Origin of the sequence: Polaribacter gochangensis (assembly GCF_046224025.1) — a bacterium.
Classification (GTDB): domain Bacteria; phylum Bacteroidota; class Bacteroidia; order Flavobacteriales; family Flavobacteriaceae; genus Polaribacter; species Polaribacter gochangensis.
The window spans coordinates 288,293-311,591 of the sequence record NZ_JBJXRF010000002.1 but is presented as its reverse complement, the minus strand read 5'-3'; the positions used below and the strand labels follow the sequence as shown (position 1 = coordinate 311,591).

The window sequence follows — 23,299 nt, the reverse complement described above, 5'->3', positions numbered from 1 at the left end:
CTGCGCTCGACCTGACAAAAATGTAATTTACTTCATAAAATCATATACAGATTTAGAAATTTTAGCTAATTGATCTGTGCCTTTATCAAAATCTTTTAAGTTTTTAGAAAGCAATACCAATACATAACTTTTGCCATTTGGTAAGTAGACAATTGCAGCATCGTGATGAACACCAGTTATTGAACCAGTTTTATGTGCAACTTCAATATTTTCTGGTAAGTATTTCGGAATCATGTCGTTCCATTTTTGATCTTTTAAAATAGTTAGCATTGCTTTGCAATCTTCTTTTGTTCCTGCAGTTCCGTTTGCAATAGCTTTTAGAATTACTAACAAATCATTTGCTGTGGTAGAATTGCTTAAACCTTTTTCATACGCTTTTATATCTTCAACTCCACGCAGCACTTCTATTTTATCAGCACCTAAATTTCTCATAGTTGCTGTTGTTTTTTTAGCATCAACAACTTCAATTAACACATTGGTGGCTAAATTGCTACTTAAAATAATCATGCCGTACATTAAGTCGTACATTTTTTGCATCGATCCAATTTTGCTGTAAATAACATCGTCGCTATCTTCACCAATATCCATTTTATACAAACTGCCATCTACAATACTTTTAAATTCGTTTTTAAGCAGAATAGAATCGTTTAAATTGAGTTTCCCTTCAGATTGTTGCTTGTACAACTCAATCATCACAGGAACTTTCATTGTGCTTGCAGCATGAAATTGTTCATCAACATTTATAAATACGTTTTTCTTTTCATCAGACAAATCTAAAAATGCAACAGCTACATCTCCATCAATATTCGAGATTTGATTTTCTATAGAAATTTTTAAAGTATCTAAAGACTTCGAATTATCAGCACAAGAAATTGCAACAAAAAAAAGGATACTTAAAAATAAAGGTTTGATGTATTTAGTCATTTTTTTAAAATTTTATATATAATTAATGAGACAACCATAAATATTAACAGTGCATATTGCACAAGCCTATAACTACCATCTTTATCAACCGCTTGAATAAGTAAAGCAATTATTATTGGTATATATGCAAACAGATAAACAATAATTTTCTTTTTTTTCAAAGCTTAAATCTTTTTTTGATTGCTAAAATAACAAAAAAACGCCGTTGAAAAAATCAACGGCGTTTTATATATGAATTAAGAATGGGTTTTATTTCCCTTCCATTTTCTTCTTTAAATCAGCTAATCCACCGATATCTCCAAGAGTCGTTTTTTCTGCTTCGGCTGCTTTTTTAGAAGCTGCTTTTACATTTTTCTTCTCTTCTTCTTTAAAGATTGATGTATGAGAAACTACCACTCTTCTGTATTCTTTAGAAAATTCTAAAACTTTGAATTGCGCAGTATCACCTTTTTCTAATTTTCCACCGTCTTCTTTATCTAAGAAACGAGTTGGTGCAAAACCTTCTACTCCATCAGCAAATGTTACTGTAGCTCCTTTATCATTCTTTTCAGAAATTGTTCCTTCATGTAAAGAATCTATAGCGTACGTAGCTTCGTGAGCATCCCAAGGATTATCTTGAGTTTGTTTGTGTCCTAAATTTAATTTACGACCTTCAACATCTAACTCTAACACTTGAACTTCTAATTGATCACCTACAGATGTAAAATCTGATGGATGCTTAATTTTCTTAGTCCAAGATAAATCAGAAATATAAACCAATCCATCAATTCCTTCTTCTAACTCTACAAACACACCAAAATTAGTGTAGTTTCTTACTGTACCAGTATGCGTTGAACCAACAGGATATTTCTTCGTAATATCTGTCCAAGGATCTGGATGTAATTGTTTAATTCCTAAAGACATTTTACGGTCTTCTCTATCTAAAGTTAAAATTTGAGCTTCAACTTCGTCACCAATTTTTACGAAATCTTGTGCAGAACGTAAATGTGTTGACCAAGACATTTCTGAAACGTGAATTAATCCTTCAACACCTTCAGAAACTTCAATAAATGCTCCGTAATCAGCTAAGACAACAACTTTTCCTTTTATTTTATCACCAATTTTTAAATCAGCATCTAACGCTTCCCAAGGATGCGCAGATAATTGTTTCAATCCTAATTGGATTCTAGATTTGTTATCATCAAAGTCTAAGATTACAACATTTAATTTTTGATCTAACTCAACAACCTCGTTTGGATGATTGATTCTAGACCAAGATAAATCTGTAATATGTACTAAACCATCAACGCCACCTAAATCAACAAATACACCGTAAGAAGTAATGTTTTTAACAATACCTTCTAATACTTGTCCTTTTTCTAATTGACCAATGATTTCTTTTTTCTGTACTTCTAAATCCGCTTCAATTAATGCTTTATGAGAAACGACAACGTTTTTAAATTCGTGGTTGATTTTCACAACTTTGAATTCCATTGTTTTTTCTACGTATTGATCGTAATCTCTAATTGGTTTTACATCAATTTGAGATCCTGGTAAGAATGCTTCGATTCCGAATACATCAACGATCATTCCTCCTCTTGTTCTACATTTTACAAAACCGTTAACGATTTCTCCAGTTTCGTGTGCGTTGTTAACTCTATCCCAAGCTTTAATTACTCTTGCTTTTTTGTGAGATAAAACTAATTGACCTGAACTATCTTCTCTTTTATCAACTAAAACTTCAACAACATCACCAACAGCTAAGCTAGGGTTGTAACGAAATTCGTTTAAAGAAATAACTCCTTCAGATTTAGAATTGATGTCAATAATTGCATCTCTTTCTGTTAATCTTACTACGGTTCCTTCGATTACATCACGTTCGTTTACAAAACCTACAGTTCCTTCTAACGCTTTTTCGAATTCTTTTAATTTTTCTTCATCAACAGCTTCAATACCTTCTTCGTATTTGTGCCAGTTAAAGTTTTCTAAAAATTCTTGTGGATTTACAGTTTCTACAACTGTTTCTTGTACTTCAGTAGCAACAACTTGCTCTTCAGTGTTTTTTGTTTCTTCAGACATTCTGAATTTACTTTGTATCTTGTTGTTATTCAGATTTTTAACGACAATAACATCAAGAGATGTTTATATAAATAATTATTTTCTAGTTCCTTTTATAAACCTGTTCTCGTAAAAAGGAGTGCAAATGTACAAAATATTTGTAATTAAACAATGGGTAATATAACAATGATTTAATTTAACAATTTAGCAATTTGAAGAGCTAAGAGCCTAGACTGTTAGACTGTTATATTTTTAGAAAAAAGAGAATAGACAGGTTTGTTTCTAATTTGAATCTAACTGTATACTGCTATTGAAAACTGCAAACTAATTATTCTTACTCAATCCAATTTTTAAAATCTTTAACGCGTTCTCTACTCACAATAATTTCTGTTTCTGAATACGAATTTAAAATGATTTTTAAACGACTATTTGTATACGCAACAATGTCTTTTATTGCTGATATTTGAACAATAAACGTTCTGTTTACTCGAAAGAATTTTTCTGGATCTAATTCGGTTTGTACTTGTTCTAAAGCGCCATCTAATAAATAACTTCTATTTGCAGTTGTATGGATATAGGTTGCTTTGTTTTCGCTGTAAAAACACTCAACATCATCTGTTGAAACAATTTTTAAATGCTGACCTACTTTTATGGTAAAACGTATTTTATATTTTCTATCAATCGGATTTACCAGCAACTTTTTAATATCTTCAAAGTTTAATTGAACATCTGCTTGTTTCACATGGTGACTTTTATATTTATCTACTGCAGCTTTTAATTCGTCTTCATCAATTGGTTTTAGTAAATAATCGATGCTATTTAACTTGAAAGCTTTTAATGCATATTCATCATACGCTGTTGTAAAAATAATGGCACTAGAAATGGTAACATGTTCAAAAATTTCAAAAGACAAACCATCAGATAACTGAATGTCTAAAAATAGCAAATCTGGATGTTCATTATTCTGAAACCACTCTATTGATTCTTCTACAGAATGTAGCATTTTATGAGCTTTTACATCCAATTCCTCCAGCATTCTACTTAATCTTCTTGCTGCTGGTTTTTCGTCTTCTATAATTATTACATTCATGCTAAAACTTATTATGATCCTTATTCATTTCTTCTTGTATTTTACGCTCTTCCCATTTTTTACCAAAAAAATTGAACTTATACACATTTAAACCGTGAAATATTAAAACGATTCCCCACCAAAAAAACAATCTATAATTGCTAATTTCTGTAAAAGCATCTAGAAAACAATCTCCATAAGAAATATCTTTATAAATTCTTCTACCAATAAAAAAACCATTGATAATTATATAAAAAGCAGCATGATTGTAAAAGCCTTTTAACTTTTCAACTCTCTTTTTCGCTTTTACGTATTTATTCTCTTCTATCATTTCTTAAAATTTAGATTTGCGTTCTTCTTCTTCCATAATTTCTTTTAGCTTTTTCTCTTCCCAGTTTTTTCCTACAACATTAAATCCGAAAACGCCTAACCAATGAAAAAAGATTCCAATTCCCCAAAAAAACCAAGTAGAATACACTCCAAAGTTTTGAATCACCTCTTCAAGTGAATCTCCTCCATCATTCATTAAACCAAAAATGATGATTCCGCTTAAAAATGTATTTACAATAATATATACGATTAAATGAACGTAAAATCCTTTTATTTTTTCAACCCTTTTTTTTGCTCTAAGGTACTTGATACCTCTTATTGCCTCTTCGTCTCTCATGATTTTTTTTACTTGTATTGTTTATACTTTTCTTCTTCTTCCATCAATTCCTTGATCTTTTTCTCTTCCCAATTTCTTCCTAAAAACGGATTGTAATCATAGGTATCCATTGCGTGGAAAGTCAATCCCATTCCCCAACCAAAAATCGGAAACCAAAACCAATGAAATTCTGGCACAAAACGTACGTTTATAAAAATTAAAAAAGGAATTACGATACAGTATGATGCAACATTTGCATAAAACCCTTTGATTTTATCCACCTTCTTTTTAGCTCTTAAATATTTTTGCTCTTTTGTAAATTCTTTCATAATTCCTGCTTTATTTTGATAATTTTCCATCTTCATCCATCAACTCTTTAATTTTTTTGGCTTCCCATTCTTTTCCGAAACCAATTTTTGAAGGTCCAAAAACCAGAAACCAATGTAATATGACTACAAATACAATTCCTGGTGCAGCAAACCAAAACCAATGATAACCTGGCGAAAAAATTAAATTAACTGCTACAATTGTAATCAGAGAAAAGATTTCTATTACCAAATGGATGTAAAACCCTTGAATCTCTTTTACTCTTTTTTTTGCTTTTAAATAACGCTTTTCTTCTATATATTCTCCTTCCATAGTATTATTCCCAGTTTGATGTATCATCGTTTTCTTCCATCAATTCTTTAATCTTTTTACTTTCCCAGTTTCTTCCTAAAAACGGATTGTAATTATACACATCTAATCCGTGAAAAATGACACCAATTCCCCAACCAAACATTGGAAACCAAAACCAATGAAACTGTGGTGATGTATATAAATTGATGAATACTAAAAACGGAATTACAATACAATACGATGCTAAATTTTGATAAAACTCTTTTAGCTTTTCTACCTTTTCTACAGCTCTTACATAACTGTTATTTTCTATTTCTTTTGTGTACATAATGTTGTTGTTTTTTGTTAATAATGGCAAGCTTACCCTAAAAACTATGTTGTCGTTTGTAATTTCTACACTTCTTTTTGTTAGTAAGAAATACCTATCTGTAATGTTTCTTAATCCAATTTTTGTGCTTTTACCAATTGCTTCTTTATGATTTACATTATTCTCTATAATTAACGCTCCGTTTTCTTCAAAAATTCGAAGTTGTAATGGTTTGCTTGATGAAACCACATTGTGTTTTACAGCGTTTTCAAGTAACAATTGTAAGGATAAAGGCACAATTTTTAATTCTTCGTTGCTAATTTCTGATGGAATATCAAATTGTATGGCATCTTCAAATCGCATTTGTAATAATTCCATGTAGGTTCTTGCAAATTGCAATTCTTCAGAAAGCGGAATTAATTCTTTATTTCTCTGTTCTAAAACGTACCGATATACTTTCGATAATTTTGTAGTAAAGCGTTCTGCTTGCTTCGGATTTTCTCCAATTAATGATGTTAACACATTTAAACTATTGAATAAAAAGTGCGGATCAATTTGATTTTTTAACGATTCAAATTTTGCAGTTTCCGTTTTTGCTACAATTTCTTGTTTATTGCTTTTTTGCGTTTGCGAAGCTTTCCAATTGATCATAAATCCACGAGCGTGAAAAAAAACTGCAATTGCAAGTGCTCCCAAAATTGTAAATACATGCACTAAAAATAATTCTCCAAAGAAAAACTCTTCAAAGTTATTTCCTAAAATAAGTACATATTGTACATAATGAATTAGCAATACAATAATAATTGTGTAAAATATGGTTGCAATAATACCCGCTGTAAGTCTTTGATTTGTTTGATCTACCCAACTCCATTTGGTATTTAAATACTCATTAATCATACCGTTTCCTAATCCTAATCCGAAGGAATACATTGCAGAAAATAAAAATATAATTCCAACACCTTTTATGGTAAATTGCTGATTGATAATCACAAATAAGATTCCAAATACAACTGTTAACTTTATACAAAGAATAACGTCTTTCTTTATCTTATCTAGTGTTGAACTATTTTTATCTTGACTCATGTCTTTTTATTTATCGTTAAAGATTTTGTTATTAAAATCTAATCTCTAAAGTTACATCTTTATCTGAAACTTCAAACTGTGCCTCATCAAAATTTGGCGGACCAAAACTCATTGGATTGTTAGACATTCCGTAACTCTCTAATGGCATTCCGTTAGATTGAAAATCCATTTTATTATTACTGTTTGCATCGTGAAAACAAATAATTGCGTAATTACCTGGCTCAATATTTGTAAAAACTACTTTACTTTTTTTACCTTTTGGAGAACTCGATTGCGTTTGAACTGGCACTTTCATAAAGTTATCTTTATTGTACAAAGCATAACTTACTGTACCTTTATCACTAGGAACATTATCAATTGATACTGTAATTGTTCTTTTTTCTGTATTAGATTTTTTAGCTGTAAATGTTGCTGTTTGAAATACAACTAGGATTGCGAAAATTGTTGTGAATACTTTCATGATTTCTTATTTTTAATTGTTAATGACACCACAAAGATGTAACAACAAATAAGTTTTATAAATTAAAAGAAACCGAATTGTATTTTTTTAAGGATGAATTGTAGGTTTTTAAGAATTCAGTCCTTTTTTGTAAGTAGCTAATGCTCTTTCTCTAGCCATTTTATGTTCAACTATTGGCTGCGGATACGTAAGCTCGTTCAAATCTTTTACCCAAGTTGCAATATACTGCAAGTCTTTATCAAACTTTTTTATTTGTGCTGTCGGATTAAAAATTCTAAAATATGGCGCAGAATCACAACCTGTTCCGGCTGCCCATTGCCAATTACCATTGTTGGCAGACAAATCATAATCCAATAACTTTTCAGCAAAATACGCTTCTCCCCAACGCCAATCAATTAATAAATGTTTACACAAAAACCCGGCAGTAATCATTCGAACTCTGTTGTGCATATAGCCTGTTTCGTTTAATTGTCGCATTCCTGCATCAACAAATGGGTAACCCGTTTCTCCTTTGCACCAAGCTTCAAATTCTTGCTCGTTATTTCTCCAGTCGACTTGATTGTATTTACTTTTAAAATTATCTGTAACAACGTTTGGAAAGTGAAATAAAATCTGCATAAAAAACTCTCTCCAAATTAATTCACTCAAATACGTTGCATTGCTTTCTAAAGCAATTTTAATCAGTTTTCTAGCACTTAATAAACCGAAACGTAAATACGGAGAAACATAAGACGTTTTATCAATAAACGGAAAATCTCTAACAGCATCGTATTGATCTAAATGCGCTAAATTATACCCTTTTACTTTGATTGTACTTTCTGCAAATCCGATAGATTCTAATGAAGGGAAATCTATTTTAAAGTGATAAAAGTTAGGCTTTGGATTACTTTCTAAAAGTAAATCTTCGTTAAATTCTGACAACCATTTGTTTTTATACGGCGTAAAAATCGTGTACGGTAATTCGTCTGCTTTTACAATTTCTGATTCTTCAAAAATCACCTGATCTTTATAGGATAAAACTCCAATGCTTTTTGATTTTAGAAACTGTGTAACTTCTAAATCTCTAGCAATTGCATAGGGTTCGTAATCTTTGTTGTAAAAAACATTATCAATTTGATATTGAGAAACCAATGCTTTCCAAACCTCAATTGGCTTTCCAATTTTTATCAGTAGTGATGAATTTAGCTTTTTAAATTCTGCATCAATACTTTTTAGCGTGTTGTAAATAAAGGTAATTCGGGCATCCTCTTTTGGCAAAGAATCTATGATTTCTGTATCAAAAATAAAAATCGGAAGTACAGGTTCTTTTTCTAAAGCTGCTTTGTACAAAGCTACATTATCTTCTAAACGTAAATCTCTACGAAACCAAAATACATTCATCATTAAAAAATAGTATTTAACACTTTTTCTCTATATTCAAAAATAGATTGTAGTTGTTTTTTTATAAATAAAGTTTGCGCAATGCTGCCTAGAAAACCAAAAGGAATTTTATACGATATTTTATCTTTCATCAAGGTGTTTCCGTTTGGCAACGATTCAAAAAAATGTTCGTGATGCCACATCGAATATGGTCCAAAACGTTGTTCATCTATAAAAAATTGGTGCTCTTTTACCGCAGTTATTTCTGTCACCCAATTTGTTTTCACAAACGGAATCGGAGAAACTTTATAGGTAATAATCTGACCTTGATATGCTTTTTTATCCACTTTAGAAGTGATGTGAAAACCCATTTTTGGTGGAGTAATATTCGACAAATTTTCTGGTGATGAAAAATAACCCCAGGCTTCTACTATCGAAATATTTAATTCTTGTGATGCTTCTAAGGTATAAATTCCTGAGTGTTTCGAAAACTGAATCATTTATTGTAAATGTTTTGTAATCTTTTTACTCATTGGTTTGGTTAAAGAAAAATAGTAATCAATCAATTCGCCCTTTTCATCCACCAAATATTTTTGAAAATTCCACTTTACAGAAGAGTTTTTCAATCCGTTATTTTCTTTTTTTGTCAACCAAGCATATAATGGATGTTGCTTATCTCCTTTTACATCAACTTTTTCAGTAATCAAAAAAGTAACGCCATAATTGAGTTTACAAAAAGACTGAATTTGCTCAGCCGTTCCAGGTTCTTGTCCGCCAAACTGATTTGAAGGAACACCGATAACCATCAACTTGTCTTTATACTGCTCATATAACTCTTGCAAACCTTCATATTGTGGCGTAAAACCGCATTCTGAGGCCACATTTACAAACAATATTTTTTTACCTTTAAAATCTGCTAAATTGATTTTCTCTCCAGAAATGCTCTTAATTTCGATATTATATACTGATGTTGTTTCCATTTTTTCTGTTTTATTGATGATATTGATGCCTATGAGTAGACAAAGAATATAAATAGGTTTCATGTTTTAATTGTATAAAATTATATATCCGTTTAAAGTTGATGCAATTGTCAACCAAATTAAATACGGTGCAATCAGCAGTGTGTACCATTTTATCTGTTTGATAAAATTGAATGTAAAAAAGCCTACCAATAACCATAAACTTATGATGACTACAAAGCCAACAATTGTAAGGTGTTGATTAAAGAAAACGTAATTCCAACTTACATTTAACAACCATTGCAGCAGAAATAGTTGTATTAGAAATGATTTTTTTTCTTTAAAAAACAAGGCTAGTTTGGTCATGTAAAATGAAAACAATACCATAATTGTTGTCCAAGCTGCGCCAAAAACCCAACCTTCTGGAGTCCATGGAGCTTGATTTAAAGAAGTGTACCAGTTTGATGTTGGGCCATCATTCATTAAAATAGTTCCAATACCTAAAGCACCAAAGTTGGCAATAAAAAATATTAAAAATAAAACATACTTGTTTTTCATTTTTTATACAGTTTTAAAAAGGTTCATTTTTTTGAATTGTTCATTTAAAAAAACAATCCAAAATAACATTGTAAAAGCATAGCCGGCATCTTCAATCGGAATTGTAAATAAGCGAATTCCTAAGTTTTCTGAATTGTTATACCAAACAACTGGCTCAGGTATAAAACTTCCTGTTAAGATTCCGTTTACTATAAAAAACGGAATTAAAATTATTACAAAGGAAATGTAAAATCGCTTTAAAATATCTTTTGCAAAAAAAAGTGCTACCAGTAAAGTAAGTATTAATAATGAATAATTAACACTTGTATACCATTTATCAAAATTAAAAAACAAGGTTATTGCCGTTAAAATCAATAAAAAATAGGTAATCCGGTTTACTGCTTTATCTGACAATAAAAAGGTTGGTCTAAAATATTCCAATGAATAATGAATAAAAATACTAGCATACGGAATGCAGATAAAAAACAACATCTCGTCAATTGGTAATCTAGCAATTTTGTACGGCAAATGATAGTTATCATTAAATCCCCAAATGCCATTTTTCGTAAAGATAACATCCCAAACAATAAAAAAGATTGCCACTAAAATTATGGCTAGAAACACTGTTTTCCATTGTTTGACGAAATTCATCCTTTTATTAAAAGAATATATAAAAGGTATACTAATTGAACCCAGATTTAATAGTAAATACAAATACATTAGGAGTTGTTTTTTTTAAAATATTTTAAAGGGACAAACAACATCCCGAAACATTCACCATCAGGTTTCCCTAAATGTTTATGATGAATTTTATGTGCTTTCCTCAAGCCTTTTAAATACCTGCTATTGGTATTTCTGAACCATTTAAATCGTCTGTGAATTAACACATCATGCACTAAAAAATAAGCAATTCCATAACATAAAATTCCCAACCCAATAAAGAACAAAAAGTTGATTTCTGGTCGGATTCCGAAATAGAATAATAAAATACTTGGAATTGCAAAAACTACAAAGAACGCATCGTTTTTTTCAAATACATTCGGATAACCTGGCTGATGATGATCTTCATGCAAAAACCAACCAAAACCATGCATCACGTATTTATGTGTACACCAAGTAATTCCTTCCATTATTAAAAATGTAATCAAAGTCGTTAAGGCAAAAAACATAAGATCAGATTAAATTTAGTTTATATTTCACAAAACTTCTCGCTAATAAATTAATTTTCATTGAATTAGAGATTCTAACTCTTGTTTCCATTATCTTAGAAGAAGGTGTTTGTTTTAATTTTTTTAATAACCTTTTATAATATCTATAGGCAACATAGACACCAAATTTTGCTTCAACAGGTAGTTTTAAAATCCCCTCTTTAAAAGCAACTTCAAAATCTTCTTCTATTTCTTTTATAATTTGATTTTTAGATTCATTATTTAAAGTGCGTAAATCTACATTCGGGAAATAAGATCTATTCAAGCCTTCAATATCATCTTTTAAATCTCTTAAAAAATTGACCTTCTGAAAAGCAGAACCCAAACGCATTGCTGGTTTTTTTAAATCTTCGTATTTTTCTGAATCTCCATTTACAAAAACCTTTAAACACATTAATCCAACAACATCAGCAGAACCATAAATATACGAATCATATTCTTCTTTTGTTTGGTATTCTGTTTTGTTTAAATCGGCTTTCATGCTTTTTAAAAATGCCTGTACTAAATCATCAGAAATATGATATTGAAAAACCGTTTGTTGAAATGCATTTAAAATTGGGTTTAAACTAATTCCGTCTTCAATTGCCTCATAATAATCAGCTTCAAATTTGTTGATTAATTTTTCTTTGTCATATTGATGAAAACTATCAACAATTTCATCAGCAAAACGAACAAATCCATAAATATTATAGATGGCTGTTCTAATTTTTGGTGACAACATTTTTACCGCTAATGAAAACGATGTACTGTATTTTTTTGTAACCAATTCACTACAATTACTGGAAACTTGATCAAATAGTGCTTTCATACGAATGTTTTTTTATAATTAAATCTGAAACAATTTTACCAGAAATTAATGACGGTGGAACACCTGGCCCTGGTACTGTTAATTGTCCTGTAAAGAACAAATTCTCAACAGTTTTACTTTGTATTTTGGGTCTTAAAAAAGCTGTTTGAGTTAATATGTTTGCCAAACCATAAGCATTCCCTTTATACGAATTATAATCTTTTATAAAATCCTTTACGCAATATGATTTTTTAAACAAAATACTCCTTTTTACTTCTTGATGGGTTAAACCTTCTAATCTGTCTATAATTTTAGTAAAATAGGCTTCTCTTAATTCTTCTGTATCTTCTAATCCAGGTGCAAGCGGAATTAAGAACGTTGCGGCTTCTTTTCCTTCTGGAGCTAAACTTTTATCAGTTATGCTTGGAAAACTTGCATAAAACAAAGGTTTTTCTGGCCAAGCTGGATCGTCATAAATTGTTTTAGCATGTTCATCAAAATCAGTATCAAAAAATAATGTATGATGTGAAACGTCTTTTAATCTCTTATCAAATCCAACATAAAATAATAAAGACGAAGGCGCAAACACTTTTTTGCTCCAATATTTTTCAGAATACTGTCTATATTTGGTTGGTAATAAGGTTTCTGTATGATGATAATCTGCTCCACTAACTACAATATCTGATTGTATAAATACATCATTTACAAGCAAACCAGTGGTTTTACCTTTTTCATCTAAACAAATTTTTTCAACATTTGCATCTGTTTCAAATACAACTCCTAAACTTAATGCCAAAGTTGTCATTGCTTCTACTACTTTATACATTCCTCCTTTTGGATGCCATGTTCCCAAACCAAAATCTGCATAATTCATAAAACTATAAAAAGCTGGGGTATTGCTAGGCTTTGCGCCTAAAAACAATACAGGAAATTCTAAAATCTGAATTAACTTCTGGCTTTTTATATTTTTACGAACCTGAGTTCTTATTGTAGAGAAAAACTGATTGACTCTTTTAATTGTTACTGGAGTAATCAATTCGAGCGGAGAAACTCCTGGTCGATACACCAAATCTTTAATTGCAGTATTGTAATTGAACTTTGCAGCATCTAAAAAATCTTTTAGGTGTTTAGAACTTCCTTCTTCTTCTTTTTCAAAAGCTTCAAAAATCTCTTTTAATTTTCCAGAAATAATAATGGATTCTAACTCAGAAAAATACACTTGATACGCAGGATCTAATCGGTCTAACTCATAAAAATCTGATGGCTTTTTATCAAAATCTTTAAAAAATTTCTCAAAAACATCTGGCATCCAATACCAAGTCGGACCAATATCAAAGGTAAACCCTTCTTTTTTATATTGCCTTGCCCTACCTCCTGTTGTCTTGTTTTTCTCATACACCGTAACGTCAAAACCTGCTTTTGCCAAATAGCATGAAGCCGATAATGATGAGAATCCTGAACCTATAATATGTATTTGTTTTTTCATTTTGTTTAACAAATGTACAAATTAATTAAACAAAATATAAAATTATATTAAAAATTATATTTCTTTTAACAAATCAATCAAGCTTGCATAGAATAAAAAATGACTTTTAAAAGCTTTAGAATTGAGATTCTGAACCTTATTCCCAAAAGCCCAAAACTCGTGCTTTGTGTTTTTTAATTTAACTTCAATTTCACTAAGATAATCATTCATAAATAAATCATGAGGAGCAACCGTAAAAGAAGAAATAAAATTAACTTTAGAAAACATTGGTAAAAGAGAGTTCAAATTATCTAAAGGAATGCTTTGCCCTAAATAAATTGTCTTTTTTCCTCTTAGAGATAATTCATAATTCAAATACATTAAACCTAATTCATGAATTTCATTTTCTGGTAAAAAAAGCACATAAACAGCACTGTCATCAACCAACAAATTTTGCTGAATTTTCTCAATATTGATTTGTATTTTTTGAGAAATTAAATTTGAAATAAAATGTTCATGAGCGGGCGTTAACGTCTTTGTTTGCCACATCAAACCGATGTGGTCTAAAAAAGGAACAAACACCTCTTTAAAAACATCTCTAAATGTTTTATTGATGAGCAATTGATTATAGGTTTGATTAAACAACGCTTGATCAAAACTAAACATTGCTATTTTAAATGAATTGATGGCGTCGTCTACCAAAGCATTTTTATTTGCCAATTCTCTTGCTATTAAAACAATTGATTCTTCAGATAATTTTGCAATTTTAGAAATCTTATAATTGTTCTTATTTAACAAACTAACATTCAATAGTTTTTGAAGATTTTCAGTATCATAATACCTAGCGTTACCACTTGTTCTTTGCGGAGTTAAAAGTTGATGTCTTTTTTCCCAAATTCTAATTGTATGTGCTTTAATTCCAGATAGATTTTCTAGATCTTTAATGGTAAAGCTTGTTTTGATATTGTTCAATTCTAAATAGTTTTAATTAAACAAATATAAGAATTTCAATTTAATAGTAAATTTTACAAGAGTAATTCTGTAACATTTTCTACTTTTGAGCTACTTATTAACCAAGAACTAACAAAACATAAAGTGCAAAAAGATTTAGAGTCTAAATTTTTACTGGATTTTGAGCAAAATCAAAATATCGTTCATAAAGTATGTAGAATCTACACTACAAATCAAGATGCGCATAATGATTTGTTTCAAGAAGTTGTGATTCAACTGTGGAAAAACTACAGCAAGTTTAGAGGCGATTCAAAATTTAGTACTTGGATGTACAGAGTAGCATTAAACACGGCAATTTCTTTATATAGAAAATCAACCAGAAGTATTAAGACTCAAGATATTGATGATTTTACCTATAAGATAAAATCTAACGAGTACGATAATACTGAAGAGTTGCAATTAAAAGCACTATACAAAGCGATTCATCAACTAAACGATATTGATAAAGCGCTCATATTTTTGTATTTAGAAAACAAACCCTATAAAGAAATCTCTGAAGCATTAGGGATTACAGAAGTAAACGCAAGGGTTAAAATGAATAGAGCAAAAGACAAATTAAAAAACATATTAAACCCATAAAAAAAATGGATTTAGAACAATATAAAAAATCTTGGGAAAATCAACCACTAGAAACACATCCTGTTTCTAATATTGATATTTACAAGATGTCGCACTCAAAATCTTCATCAATAGTAAAATGGATTTTTATTATTGGGATAATTGAGTTAGTTTTTTGGACAAGTTTAAATTTTATGGTTCCTCAAAAATATTTAGAGTTTTATAAAGATTTTAAAATAATGGAACTTTTAAAAATAACAACTTACGTACATTATGTAGTAATACTAGTTTTCTTAGTGTTGTTTTACAAAAATTACAATTCAATTTCAATTACAGACAACACCAAAAGACTAATGAACAGAATCTTATCTGTGAGAAAAACGGTAAAGTATTATGTATACTATAATTTAGGCGGAATTATTATTTCAAATATTGTATTAATGATTATTTTATTAGGACAACCCGATGATTTGATAAACGCTTTGAACCCTGATGGCTTAAATGTTGATACTACAACAACAATAACAATTTTTATAGTAGCGTCAGCTATAATGGTGATAATTATGTTTGCAATAATTTGGCTCTTTTATAAATTTACTTATGGTAGATTGCTTAAAAAACTAAATCAAAACTACAAAGAACTCGACAATATAGAACACCTGCATTAAAACAAAAACTCCAGCTTTAAGCTGGAGTTTTTGTTTTAAAAATTTTGTAACTCCAAAATGAGTTTATCTAGCATTTCTTCTGTAAAATCTAAATGTGTAACCATTCGTAATTTTCCATCGCCCATTGAAATGAAATGAATATTTTTCTTTGCCATTGTTGCTACAAAAACATCTTCATCAACTGTATCTTTTGTGTAAAAAATAACAATATTGGTTTCTATTGGCTCTACACTTTTTATAAAAGAGCATGTTTCTAAAACTTCTCCAATTCTTTTTGCTCTTTTGTGATCATCAGCCAATCTTTCTACATGATTGTCTAAGGCATAAATTGCAGCTGCAGCTAAATAACCAGCTTGTCTCATTGCGCCACCAAATATTTTTCTGATTCGCAATGCTTTTGCAATGTGTTCTTTTGATCCTAATAAAATAGAACCAACTGGTGCACCTAACCCTTTTGATAAACAGATTGAAATGGTGTCAAACACCTCTCCGTATTGTTTTGGAGATTCATTTTTTGCAACCAAAGCATTAAATAATCTTGCTCCGTCTAAATGAAAAGCCAACTCTTTTTCATCACAAATTTGTTTTATTTTTTGAAGTTCTTCGATATCCCAACATGCACCACCTCCTTTGTTTGTGGTATTTTCTATACAAACCAAACGAGAATAGGGGGCGTGAATATCTGCTCGTCCAGAAACTGCATAGGCCAATTGTGCTGCTGTAAACATCCCTCTTTCTCCGTCTATCAAATGACTTGAAACTCCTGAATTAAATGCCGCGCCTCCTCCTTCAAAATTAAAAACATGTGCCCATTTATCACAAAACATTTTATCTCCTGGATGCGTATGCAATTTAATTGCAGTTTGATTTGCCATTGTTCCAGAAGGGAAAAATAATGCATCCTCCATTCCAAACATTTCAGCTGCTTTAACTTGTAACGCGTTAATGGTTGGATCACTTTTAAAAACATCATCTCCAACTTCTGCATTCATCATTGCGGCTAACATCCCTTTTGTTGGTTTTGTAACGGTATCGCTTATTAAATCTATTCTCATTTATAAATATTGATTCTTATTAATTTTTTTAACTTCTTAATCCATTCCGATTGGCGAACCATCTGGAATTTGAGGTGATTGTACTTTTTTAAATTTAGAAGGATCACTTTTAAATGCAGAAATACTTCTTGACATTTCTTTATCGTGCATTAATTGAGCACCTTTAGATTTTCGAGTACGTAACAAAGTAGCAATTTCATCAATCTTATAGTTTACAATTGCGGTAACCTGTTTGTAGGTGTTTTTGTTAGCGGCTAAATAAAATAACTGATTTAAAACTTGTTCGTTAACAATATTTTGTAATTCTTGGTAATAATCGTTTTTATGAGATTTTTTAAAAGTATTATCAATAACATTATCAATTAATTCTTCTAAACCTAATTGCGTTTTGTCTAAACTTTTATGCAATACTAAACGCGCAGCTCTTTGCGGATGAAAAAGCAATTCTAACGTCATTTCTGATGCCGTTTCAACAGCTCCGAAAGGGTCAAATTCTGCACCAACCTTACTTTTAAAAGATTCCCTTGTTCTACCATAACCAAAAGCTCTTGGCGGAAACAACTCTAATTTTGAAGTAGGAATTGCAATGGTTTCTACATCAATAGTTCTTAAAAGAACAGAAAGTGCTTTGCGCTCAACAGCACCCGGAACTCTTTTTACAATGATTTGCTTTCCTCCTTTAACAGCATAATTATAATCCAAACCTCCTATTATTTTAGAAACTGCTTCTGTTTGATATCTATGTAAAAAATACAACGGAACAAACACATCTTCTAAGACAGAATAGGGTTCTTTACTTTTAATATTATCGGTAGAAAATTTATGTATTGCATTTTTCCTGATTGCTAATAATGAGTTTAATTCATCATCAACATTTTTACCATTATCCCATAAATGTGCGTACGCATGTGCGCTTCCTTTTGATCTAGCATCTTGATCTGTAATAAATCGCAACCCTCTTGCAAACGCAGTATCTAAGATGTTTTGCAATCCTTGTTCTTCATTATTTGTAAAATGTTGATAAGAATAAGCAACAGTTACTTTATCCCATTCTCCAATTCCAGTTGCATAGGCATTTGAGAAATCTATTTTTCCGTTTTTTAACGAAAATTGCGGATGTGGATAATCCATTACAGAAGATCTACCAATAGTACTTGCAATATAATTATGTGCAAACCCAATTGTATGTCCAATTTCATGTGCAGATAATTGTCTAATTCTGGCCAAAGCCATTTCTAAAGCAAATTTATCTTTTGCTGTTTTTGTAGCGTAAGGAGCCTGTAGGGCTTGAGCAATTAAAAAATCTTGTCTGATTCTTAAAGAACCTAAACTTACATGTCCTTTAATAATTTCTCCAGTTCTTGGATCTGAAATACTTCCACCATAACTCCAACCTCTAGTTGATCTATGAACCCACTGAATTACATTGTATCTTAAATCTAAAGGATCTGCACCTTTTGGCAACATTTTTACTTGAAATGCATTTTTATATCCAGCAGCTTCAAAAGCTTGGTTCCACCACCTTGCTCCTTCTAATAAAGCCGATCTTACTGGTTCTGGAGTTCCTGGATCTAAATAATATACAATTGGCTCAACTGCTTCGCTAATAGCTGCATTTGGGTTTTTCTTTTCTAATCTGTGTCTGTAAATAAATCTTTTTGTAATTGATTGATTTACGGGTGTAGAATAATCCATATAAGACATCGAGAAAGAACCAGAACGAGGATCATATATTCTTGGTTTGTATTTATCATCTGGTAATTCTACAAAAGAATGATGTTGATAAACGGTTACTGCACTCGCATCTGGAGTAACAGACCGTAAATTTCTTCCTCTTGGACTTCCTTTAAACGTTAATAAAACATCAAATTCTACATTCTTTTTAAACGCTTTTGTTCTTTCTAAATTAAAAGCACTTCTAGATTTGTCTACACTATAATTTCCTTCACCGCTTCTAGATAAAGTATTTGAGACACCAAAAGTATCTTGCATAAAAAATGAAGTAGCATCAACTAAATACGTGTTGTTTTTTTCTTCCATAATAACAAAACCATGTAAAACCGATTTTGCAAAAGCTTCTTTTATGGAGTTTTTTTCTTCAACATTATCTGTTAAGGCTCTAAATTTTTGATTTGGTTGAATTAATAAAATTTTATTTCCAGCTTTTCTAAAAAACACCACCGATCCGCCACCTAATTTCCCTCTGTCTAAACCGATATCATTAGAACCAACACCTTCAGAAAGTGCATTAACATATAAAAACTCTGATTCGAGTTTAGAGATTTCTAAAAATATTTTGTCTTTACTAGTGTCATAATAAAAATTAAAATACCCTTCGTATTTAGTTACTTTTTTATTGTCTTTAAAAAATTGCGAAAAACACGTTTGGTTTACAAAAACAAATAATAATAAAATGGTCAATTTTTTCATGGTTAAAAGATTTTCTATAAAACTATAAAATATTGATGAGAAATTATTGAATAAAATATTAAATCACAATTTTTAACTTATTTTTGTGATACCTATGATTACACAAGAACAAATCAAAAATATTTCTGATAGAATTTCTAAGCTAAAACAGTATTTAAATATTGAGCAAAAGCTTATAGAGATAACTAATGACGAAGAAAAAACAGTTGCTCCTGACTTTTGGAACAATCCAAAAGAAGCAGAAGCTTTTATGAAAGAGCTTAGAATTAAAAAGAAATGGGTAACAGATTATGATACCGTTGTTCGTTTATTAGAAGACGCACAAGTGCTATATGATTTTTATAAAGAAGAGGAAGTTTCTGAGCAAGAAGTTATGACGCAATTTTCAAAAGCAGAAGAATTACTTGAAAGTATCGAGTTTAGAAATATGCTTTCTGATGAAGGCGATAATTTAAGTGCCGTCATACAAATTACAGCAGGAGCTGGAGGAACAGAAAGTTGCGATTGGGCAGAAATGCTTATGAGAATGTACATGATGTGGGCAGAGAAAAACGGATTAAAAATCAAAGAGTTAAACTATCAAAGTGGAGATGCTGCAGGAATTAAAACAGTAACATTAGAATTTGAAGGCGATTATGCTTTTGGTTGGTTAAAAGGAGAAAACGGTGTACATCGTTTGGTACGGATTTCACCTTTTGATAGCAATGCAAAAAGACATACTTCTTTTGCTTCTGTTTATGTGTATCCTGTTGCTGATGATTCTATCGAAATTGAAATAAATCCTGCTGATATTGAAATTACAACTGCAAGATCTAGTGGTGCTGGTGGTCAAAACGTAAATAAAGTTGAAACGAAAGTACAACTAACACACAAACCAACCGGAATTCAAATTCAATGTTCAAATTCTCGTTCTCAACACGACAATAGAGCAACTGCATTGCAAATGCTAAAATCTCAATTGTACGAAATAGAATTGCAAAAAAGACAAGCTGCAAGAGCTGACATTGAAGCTGGAAAAATGAAAAATGAATGGGGAAGTCAAATTAGAAATTATGTAATGCATCCTTATAAATTAGTGAAAGACGTTAGAACTGCTCACGAAACAGGAAATGTAGATAATGTTATGAATGGAGATATTGATGCATTTCTAAAAGCATTCTTAATGTTAAACGGACAAAAAGAAACAGAAACCACCTTATAAAAAAGATATGATAAAAATATACCACAATGCACGTTGCAGTAAATCTAGACAAGGTTTAGAATTGTTAGAGAATTCTGGAAAAGAATTTAAAATAATTAAGTATTTAGAAGAGATTCCTACTGCTGAAGAATTAACCTCTATCATAAAAAAACTACAAATTAATCCTATTGATTTAGTTCGAAAAAATGAAGCAATTTGGAAAGAACAGTTTCAAGAGAAAGATTTATCTGATAAAGAACTAATTTCTGCAATGATTCAATATCCTAAATTAATAGAAAGACCCATTGTTGTAAACAACAATAAAGCTGTAATTGGTAGGCCAATAGAAAATATAACTACTATTATTTAATATTTTTTGAGAGCTATTTTTTAGCTCTCTTTTTCTTTAACAGAAGTTTAACAAACCCATATTTAAACTAATTGACAAACTTCTTGTCTTACCACTTTAAACATAAATCAATCAAATGAAAAAATCTATTTTAGTTTTAATTTGCCTTTTAAGTATATCGGCAGTTTATGCGCAAAGACCAACTCAAGCTGAAACTTTCGCTGTTTCTGGTAAAGTACTTGATAAAGATTCAAATCAACCTTTAGAATATGCAACTGTTGTTTTAAAAAACTTAAAGGATAATAAATTAAGTGGTGGAATTACAGACGGAAAAGGTGAATTCTACATTAAAATTGCTGGTGGTACGTACGACATCAGTGTTGAGTTTATTTCTTTTAAAACGGTTAGCTTTAAAAACAGAACCATAGATAAAAACATCAACCTTGGAACTATAATTTTATCTGAAGATGGAGAAATTTTGGATGAAGTGAATATCATTCCAGAAAAATCTACAGTAGATATTCGTTTAGATAAAAAAATATATAACGTTGGTAAAGACATGACTGTTAAAGGCGGAAATGTTGCCGATGTTTTAGACAATGTGCCATCAGTTAGTGTTGATATAGAAGGAAATGTTAGCTTAAGAGGAAATGAAAATGTAAGAATTTTAATTGATGGAAAACCTTCTTCTTTAGTTGGTTTAGATGGTACAAGCGCATTGCGTCAATTACCTGCGGATGCAATTGAAAGAGTTGAAGTAATTACTTCTCCGTCTGCTAGGTATGATGCTGAAGGAACAGCCGGGATTTTAAATATCATTTTAAGAAAAGGAAAAGTTACTGGATTTAACGGTTCCATCAATCCAACAATTGGAGATCCAACTCAATACGGAATTTCTACAAACCTAAACTACAGAACAGAAAAATTTAACATCTTTACAAATACTGGTTATAGCTACCGAGACGGACCAGGGAAAAGCATTAACAATTCTACTTATTTTGATAATTCTGGTAGTATTACCGGATATCTTGACGAATTAAGAAATAACAATAGACTTAGAAAAGGATTCAACTCAAGCTTTGGATTAGAATATTACTTGACCGATAATAGTTCTATTCTAGGAAATATAGTTATTAGAAAATCTGATGGAAACAATACAACGTCTAATAATGTTCAAGTATTTGATGCTAATAGAAACTTAACAGATACAAGAACTAGAAACGAGGATGAATTATCTGATTCAAAATCAATTCAGTATTCTCTTAACTATACAAATCGATTAAATGCAACTGGTAAAAAATTAACTATTGATTTACAATACAGCAAAAATGATCAAGACGAAACAGGAAGTATTTTCCAAAACAATGTCTTTGTAGAAAACAACAACACTATTCAAAATTCTACAAGAAAACTTTTTCAAATTGATTATGTTTTCCCAAAAGAAGATGGTTCTCAGTTCGAATTAGGATACAAAGCTGATTTAGATAAATCTACTTCAGATTATAAAAACTTACCCGCAACACCTTATTCAGATCCAAAATTTGATCCATCAAACAATTTAGATTTCGAACAAAATGTATACGCTTTATATAGTCAATACGGTAAAAAACTTGAAAAATTTTCTTATTTAGTTGGATTAAGAGCTGAGTTAACAGATCAACAAATTAATTTACTAACAACAAATGAAAATTATAATAAATCTTATACTCAATTATTTCCAACAATAAATTTAGGGTACGAATTGTCTGAAAATGAGAGTGTAACTTTAGGGTATAGCAAGAGATTAAGAAGACCAAGATCCTATTTTTTAAATCCGTTTGAATCTAGAAGCTCAGAAACAAATATTTTTAAAGGAAATGTAAATTTAGATCCAACATTTACAAATTCATTTGATGTCGGTTATTTAAAGAAGTGGGATAAATTAATGTTAAACTCTTCAATATATTACCGTCATTCTACCGGCATCTATCAATTTATAAGTCAAGAAAGAGGCGATTTTGTAAATGGCGTTCCTGTAATTGTTAGATCTCCAATTAATTTATCATCAGAAGATAGATATGGTTTTGAGTTCAACACTAACTATAGTGTTTCTAAAAAAGTAAATTTTTCTGGTAGTTTTAACTTTTATGGATTTGAAACAGTGGGAGAATATAATAATATAGATTTTGGGAACAAAGATTCTAACTGGTCAGCTCGATTTAATTCAAGAATTACATTACCAGCAAGTATTCAATGGCAAACTTCGATGTCTTATAGAGGCGGACAAAAAAATGCTCAAAGTACAAGTGATGGAATTTTTAGTGCAAACTTAGCATTTAGTAAAGATTTATTTAAAGATAATGGTACCATGGTTTTAAACATTAGTGATGTTTTAAACTCAAGAATGCGTAAAGGATATTCTTATACACCAAACTCTTCTACTTACGGAGAAAATCAATGGAGACAGAGACAAGTATCTTTAAGTTTCGTGTATCGATTTAATCAAAAGAAAAACCAAAGGCAACAAAGACAACAACAAAATGATGACTTTGAAGAAGGTGGCGAAGGGTTCGGGAAATAATTCTAAAAGAATTACCACAATAAAAAAGG

Annotated in this window: 25 protein-coding genes; 5 read left to right on the top strand and 20 right to left on the bottom strand. The window is 30.4% G+C overall.

All coding sequences use genetic code 11. The features are described from left to right. Positions 1-27: 27 nt before the first annotated feature. From ACEWL1_RS06760 to ACEWL1_RS06675, 18 genes are all read right to left on the bottom strand, one after another. Positions 28-924: a serine hydrolase gene (locus ACEWL1_RS06760; protein WP_409232534.1), complete on the bottom strand. Its 897-nt coding sequence runs from the start codon at positions 922-924 to the stop codon at positions 28-30. Between the two features lie 249 nt (positions 925-1,173). After that, entirely contained in the window at positions 1,174-2,982 is a 1,809-nt protein-coding gene (rpsA, locus tag ACEWL1_RS06755) for a 30S ribosomal protein S1 (RefSeq protein ID WP_409232533.1), read from the bottom strand. A 313-nt stretch (positions 2,983-3,295) separates the two neighbouring features. Next, positions 3,296-4,051: a LytR/AlgR family response regulator transcription factor gene (locus ACEWL1_RS06750; RefSeq protein WP_409232532.1), complete on the bottom strand. Its 756-nt coding sequence runs from the start codon at positions 4,049-4,051 to the stop codon at positions 3,296-3,298. Between the two features lies 1 nt (position 4,052). Then, on the bottom strand, positions 4,053-4,361 hold the full coding sequence (locus tag ACEWL1_RS06745; RefSeq protein ID WP_409232531.1) for a 2TM domain-containing protein: 309 nt from the start codon (positions 4,359-4,361) through the stop codon (positions 4,053-4,055). 3 nt (positions 4,362-4,364) lie between these two features. Next, positions 4,365-4,697 carry a 2TM domain-containing protein gene (locus tag ACEWL1_RS06740; RefSeq protein WP_409232530.1) on the bottom strand — a complete coding sequence of 111 codons (333 nt, stop codon included), beginning with the start codon at positions 4,695-4,697 and terminating at the stop codon, positions 4,365-4,367. 8 nt (positions 4,698-4,705) lie between these two features. Next, positions 4,706-5,041: a 2TM domain-containing protein gene (locus ACEWL1_RS06735; protein WP_409232529.1), complete on the bottom strand. Its 336-nt coding sequence runs from the start codon at positions 5,039-5,041 to the stop codon at positions 4,706-4,708. Beyond that, positions 5,016-5,342, bottom strand: coding sequence for a 2TM domain-containing protein (locus ACEWL1_RS06730; protein ID WP_409232528.1), 327 nt, complete (start codon positions 5,340-5,342; stop codon positions 5,016-5,018). The genes ACEWL1_RS06735 and ACEWL1_RS06730 overlap by 26 nt, the downstream gene beginning before the upstream one ends. Beyond that, on the bottom strand, positions 5,320-6,684 hold the full coding sequence (locus ACEWL1_RS06725; protein WP_409232527.1) for a 2TM domain-containing protein: 1,365 nt from the start codon (positions 6,682-6,684) through the stop codon (positions 5,320-5,322). Before ACEWL1_RS06725 ends, ACEWL1_RS06730 begins: the two co-directional genes overlap by 23 nt. Positions 6,685-6,715: 31 nt before the next feature. Beyond that, entirely contained in the window at positions 6,716-7,144 is a 429-nt protein-coding gene (locus tag ACEWL1_RS06720; protein ID WP_409232526.1) for a DUF2141 domain-containing protein, read from the bottom strand. Positions 7,145-7,252: 108 nt separating this feature from the next. Further along, the gene (locus tag ACEWL1_RS06715; RefSeq protein WP_409232525.1) at positions 7,253-8,527 is read right to left on the bottom strand and encodes a cryptochrome/photolyase family protein; all 1,275 of its coding nucleotides are present in this window, start codon (positions 8,525-8,527) and stop codon (positions 7,253-7,255) included. After that, complete coding sequence (locus ACEWL1_RS06710) at positions 8,527-9,003, bottom strand: SRPBCC family protein (protein ID WP_409232524.1); 477 nt, start codon at positions 9,001-9,003, stop codon at positions 8,527-8,529. The genes ACEWL1_RS06715 and ACEWL1_RS06710 overlap by 1 nt, the downstream gene beginning before the upstream one ends. Further along, positions 9,004-9,483 (bottom strand): glutathione peroxidase, encoded by a 480-nt coding sequence (locus tag ACEWL1_RS06705; RefSeq protein ID WP_409232523.1) that lies wholly within the window; start codon positions 9,481-9,483, stop codon positions 9,004-9,006. Positions 9,484-9,549: 66 nt separating this feature from the next. Next, on the bottom strand, positions 9,550-10,020 hold the full coding sequence (locus ACEWL1_RS06700; RefSeq protein WP_409232522.1) for a TspO/MBR family protein: 471 nt from the start codon (positions 10,018-10,020) through the stop codon (positions 9,550-9,552). A 3-nt stretch (positions 10,021-10,023) separates the two neighbouring features. Next, on the bottom strand, positions 10,024-10,719 hold the full coding sequence (locus ACEWL1_RS06695) for a lycopene cyclase domain-containing protein (RefSeq protein ID WP_409232521.1): 696 nt from the start codon (positions 10,717-10,719) through the stop codon (positions 10,024-10,026). Further along, positions 10,719-11,168, bottom strand: a complete 450-nt coding sequence (locus ACEWL1_RS06690; RefSeq protein WP_409232520.1) for a sterol desaturase family protein — start codon at positions 11,166-11,168, stop codon at positions 10,719-10,721. Before ACEWL1_RS06690 ends, ACEWL1_RS06695 begins: the two co-directional genes overlap by 1 nt. 4 nt (positions 11,169-11,172) lie before the next feature. Further along, positions 11,173-12,015 (bottom strand): phytoene/squalene synthase family protein, encoded by an 843-nt coding sequence (locus tag ACEWL1_RS06685; RefSeq protein WP_409232519.1) that lies wholly within the window; start codon positions 12,013-12,015, stop codon positions 11,173-11,175. Beyond that, positions 11,999-13,480, bottom strand: a complete 1,482-nt coding sequence (locus ACEWL1_RS06680; RefSeq protein WP_409232518.1) for a phytoene desaturase family protein — start codon at positions 13,478-13,480, stop codon at positions 11,999-12,001. Before ACEWL1_RS06680 ends, ACEWL1_RS06685 begins: the two co-directional genes overlap by 17 nt. 54 nt (positions 13,481-13,534) lie before the next feature. Beyond that, positions 13,535-14,431: a MerR family transcriptional regulator gene (locus ACEWL1_RS06675; RefSeq protein ID WP_409232517.1), complete on the bottom strand. Its 897-nt coding sequence runs from the start codon at positions 14,429-14,431 to the stop codon at positions 13,535-13,537. Positions 14,432-14,554: 123 nt separating this feature from the next. Between ACEWL1_RS06675 and ACEWL1_RS06670 the strand changes: the two genes are divergently transcribed. Both ACEWL1_RS06670 and ACEWL1_RS06665 read left to right on the top strand, forming a co-directional pair. Next, positions 14,555-15,049, top strand: coding sequence for an RNA polymerase sigma factor (locus ACEWL1_RS06670; protein WP_409232516.1), 495 nt, complete (start codon positions 14,555-14,557; stop codon positions 15,047-15,049). 5 nt (positions 15,050-15,054) lie between these two features. Continuing rightward, entirely contained in the window at positions 15,055-15,696 is a 642-nt protein-coding gene (locus ACEWL1_RS06665; RefSeq protein ID WP_409232515.1) for a hypothetical protein, read from the top strand. A 35-nt stretch (positions 15,697-15,731) separates the two neighbouring features. Here ACEWL1_RS06665 and ACEWL1_RS06660 read toward each other — a convergent pair whose 3' ends face one another. Next, positions 15,732-16,751: a threonine aldolase family protein gene (locus tag ACEWL1_RS06660; protein ID WP_409232514.1), complete on the bottom strand. Its 1,020-nt coding sequence runs from the start codon at positions 16,749-16,751 to the stop codon at positions 15,732-15,734. Between the two features lie 36 nt (positions 16,752-16,787). Continuing rightward, on the bottom strand, positions 16,788-19,181 hold the full coding sequence (locus ACEWL1_RS06655; RefSeq protein WP_409232513.1) for a zinc-dependent metalloprotease: 2,394 nt from the start codon (positions 19,179-19,181) through the stop codon (positions 16,788-16,790). Between the two features lie 94 nt (positions 19,182-19,275). Here ACEWL1_RS06655 and prfB point away from each other — a divergent pair, with 94 nt between their 5' ends. The 3 genes from prfB (at position 19,276) to ACEWL1_RS06640 (ending at position 23,270) form a co-directional block, all read left to right on the top strand. Beyond that, positions 19,276-20,382 (top strand): peptide chain release factor 2, encoded by a 1,107-nt coding sequence (prfB, locus tag ACEWL1_RS06650; protein ID WP_409232512.1) that lies wholly within the window; start codon positions 19,276-19,278, stop codon positions 20,380-20,382. Between the two features lie 7 nt (positions 20,383-20,389). Further along, positions 20,390-20,731: an arsenate reductase (glutaredoxin) gene (gene arsC, locus ACEWL1_RS06645; RefSeq protein WP_409232511.1), complete on the top strand. Its 342-nt coding sequence runs from the start codon at positions 20,390-20,392 to the stop codon at positions 20,729-20,731. Positions 20,732-20,846: 115 nt separating this feature from the next. After that, positions 20,847-23,270, top strand: a complete 2,424-nt coding sequence (locus ACEWL1_RS06640) for a TonB-dependent receptor domain-containing protein (protein WP_409232510.1) — start codon at positions 20,847-20,849, stop codon at positions 23,268-23,270. Positions 23,271-23,299: the final 29 nt, after the last annotated feature.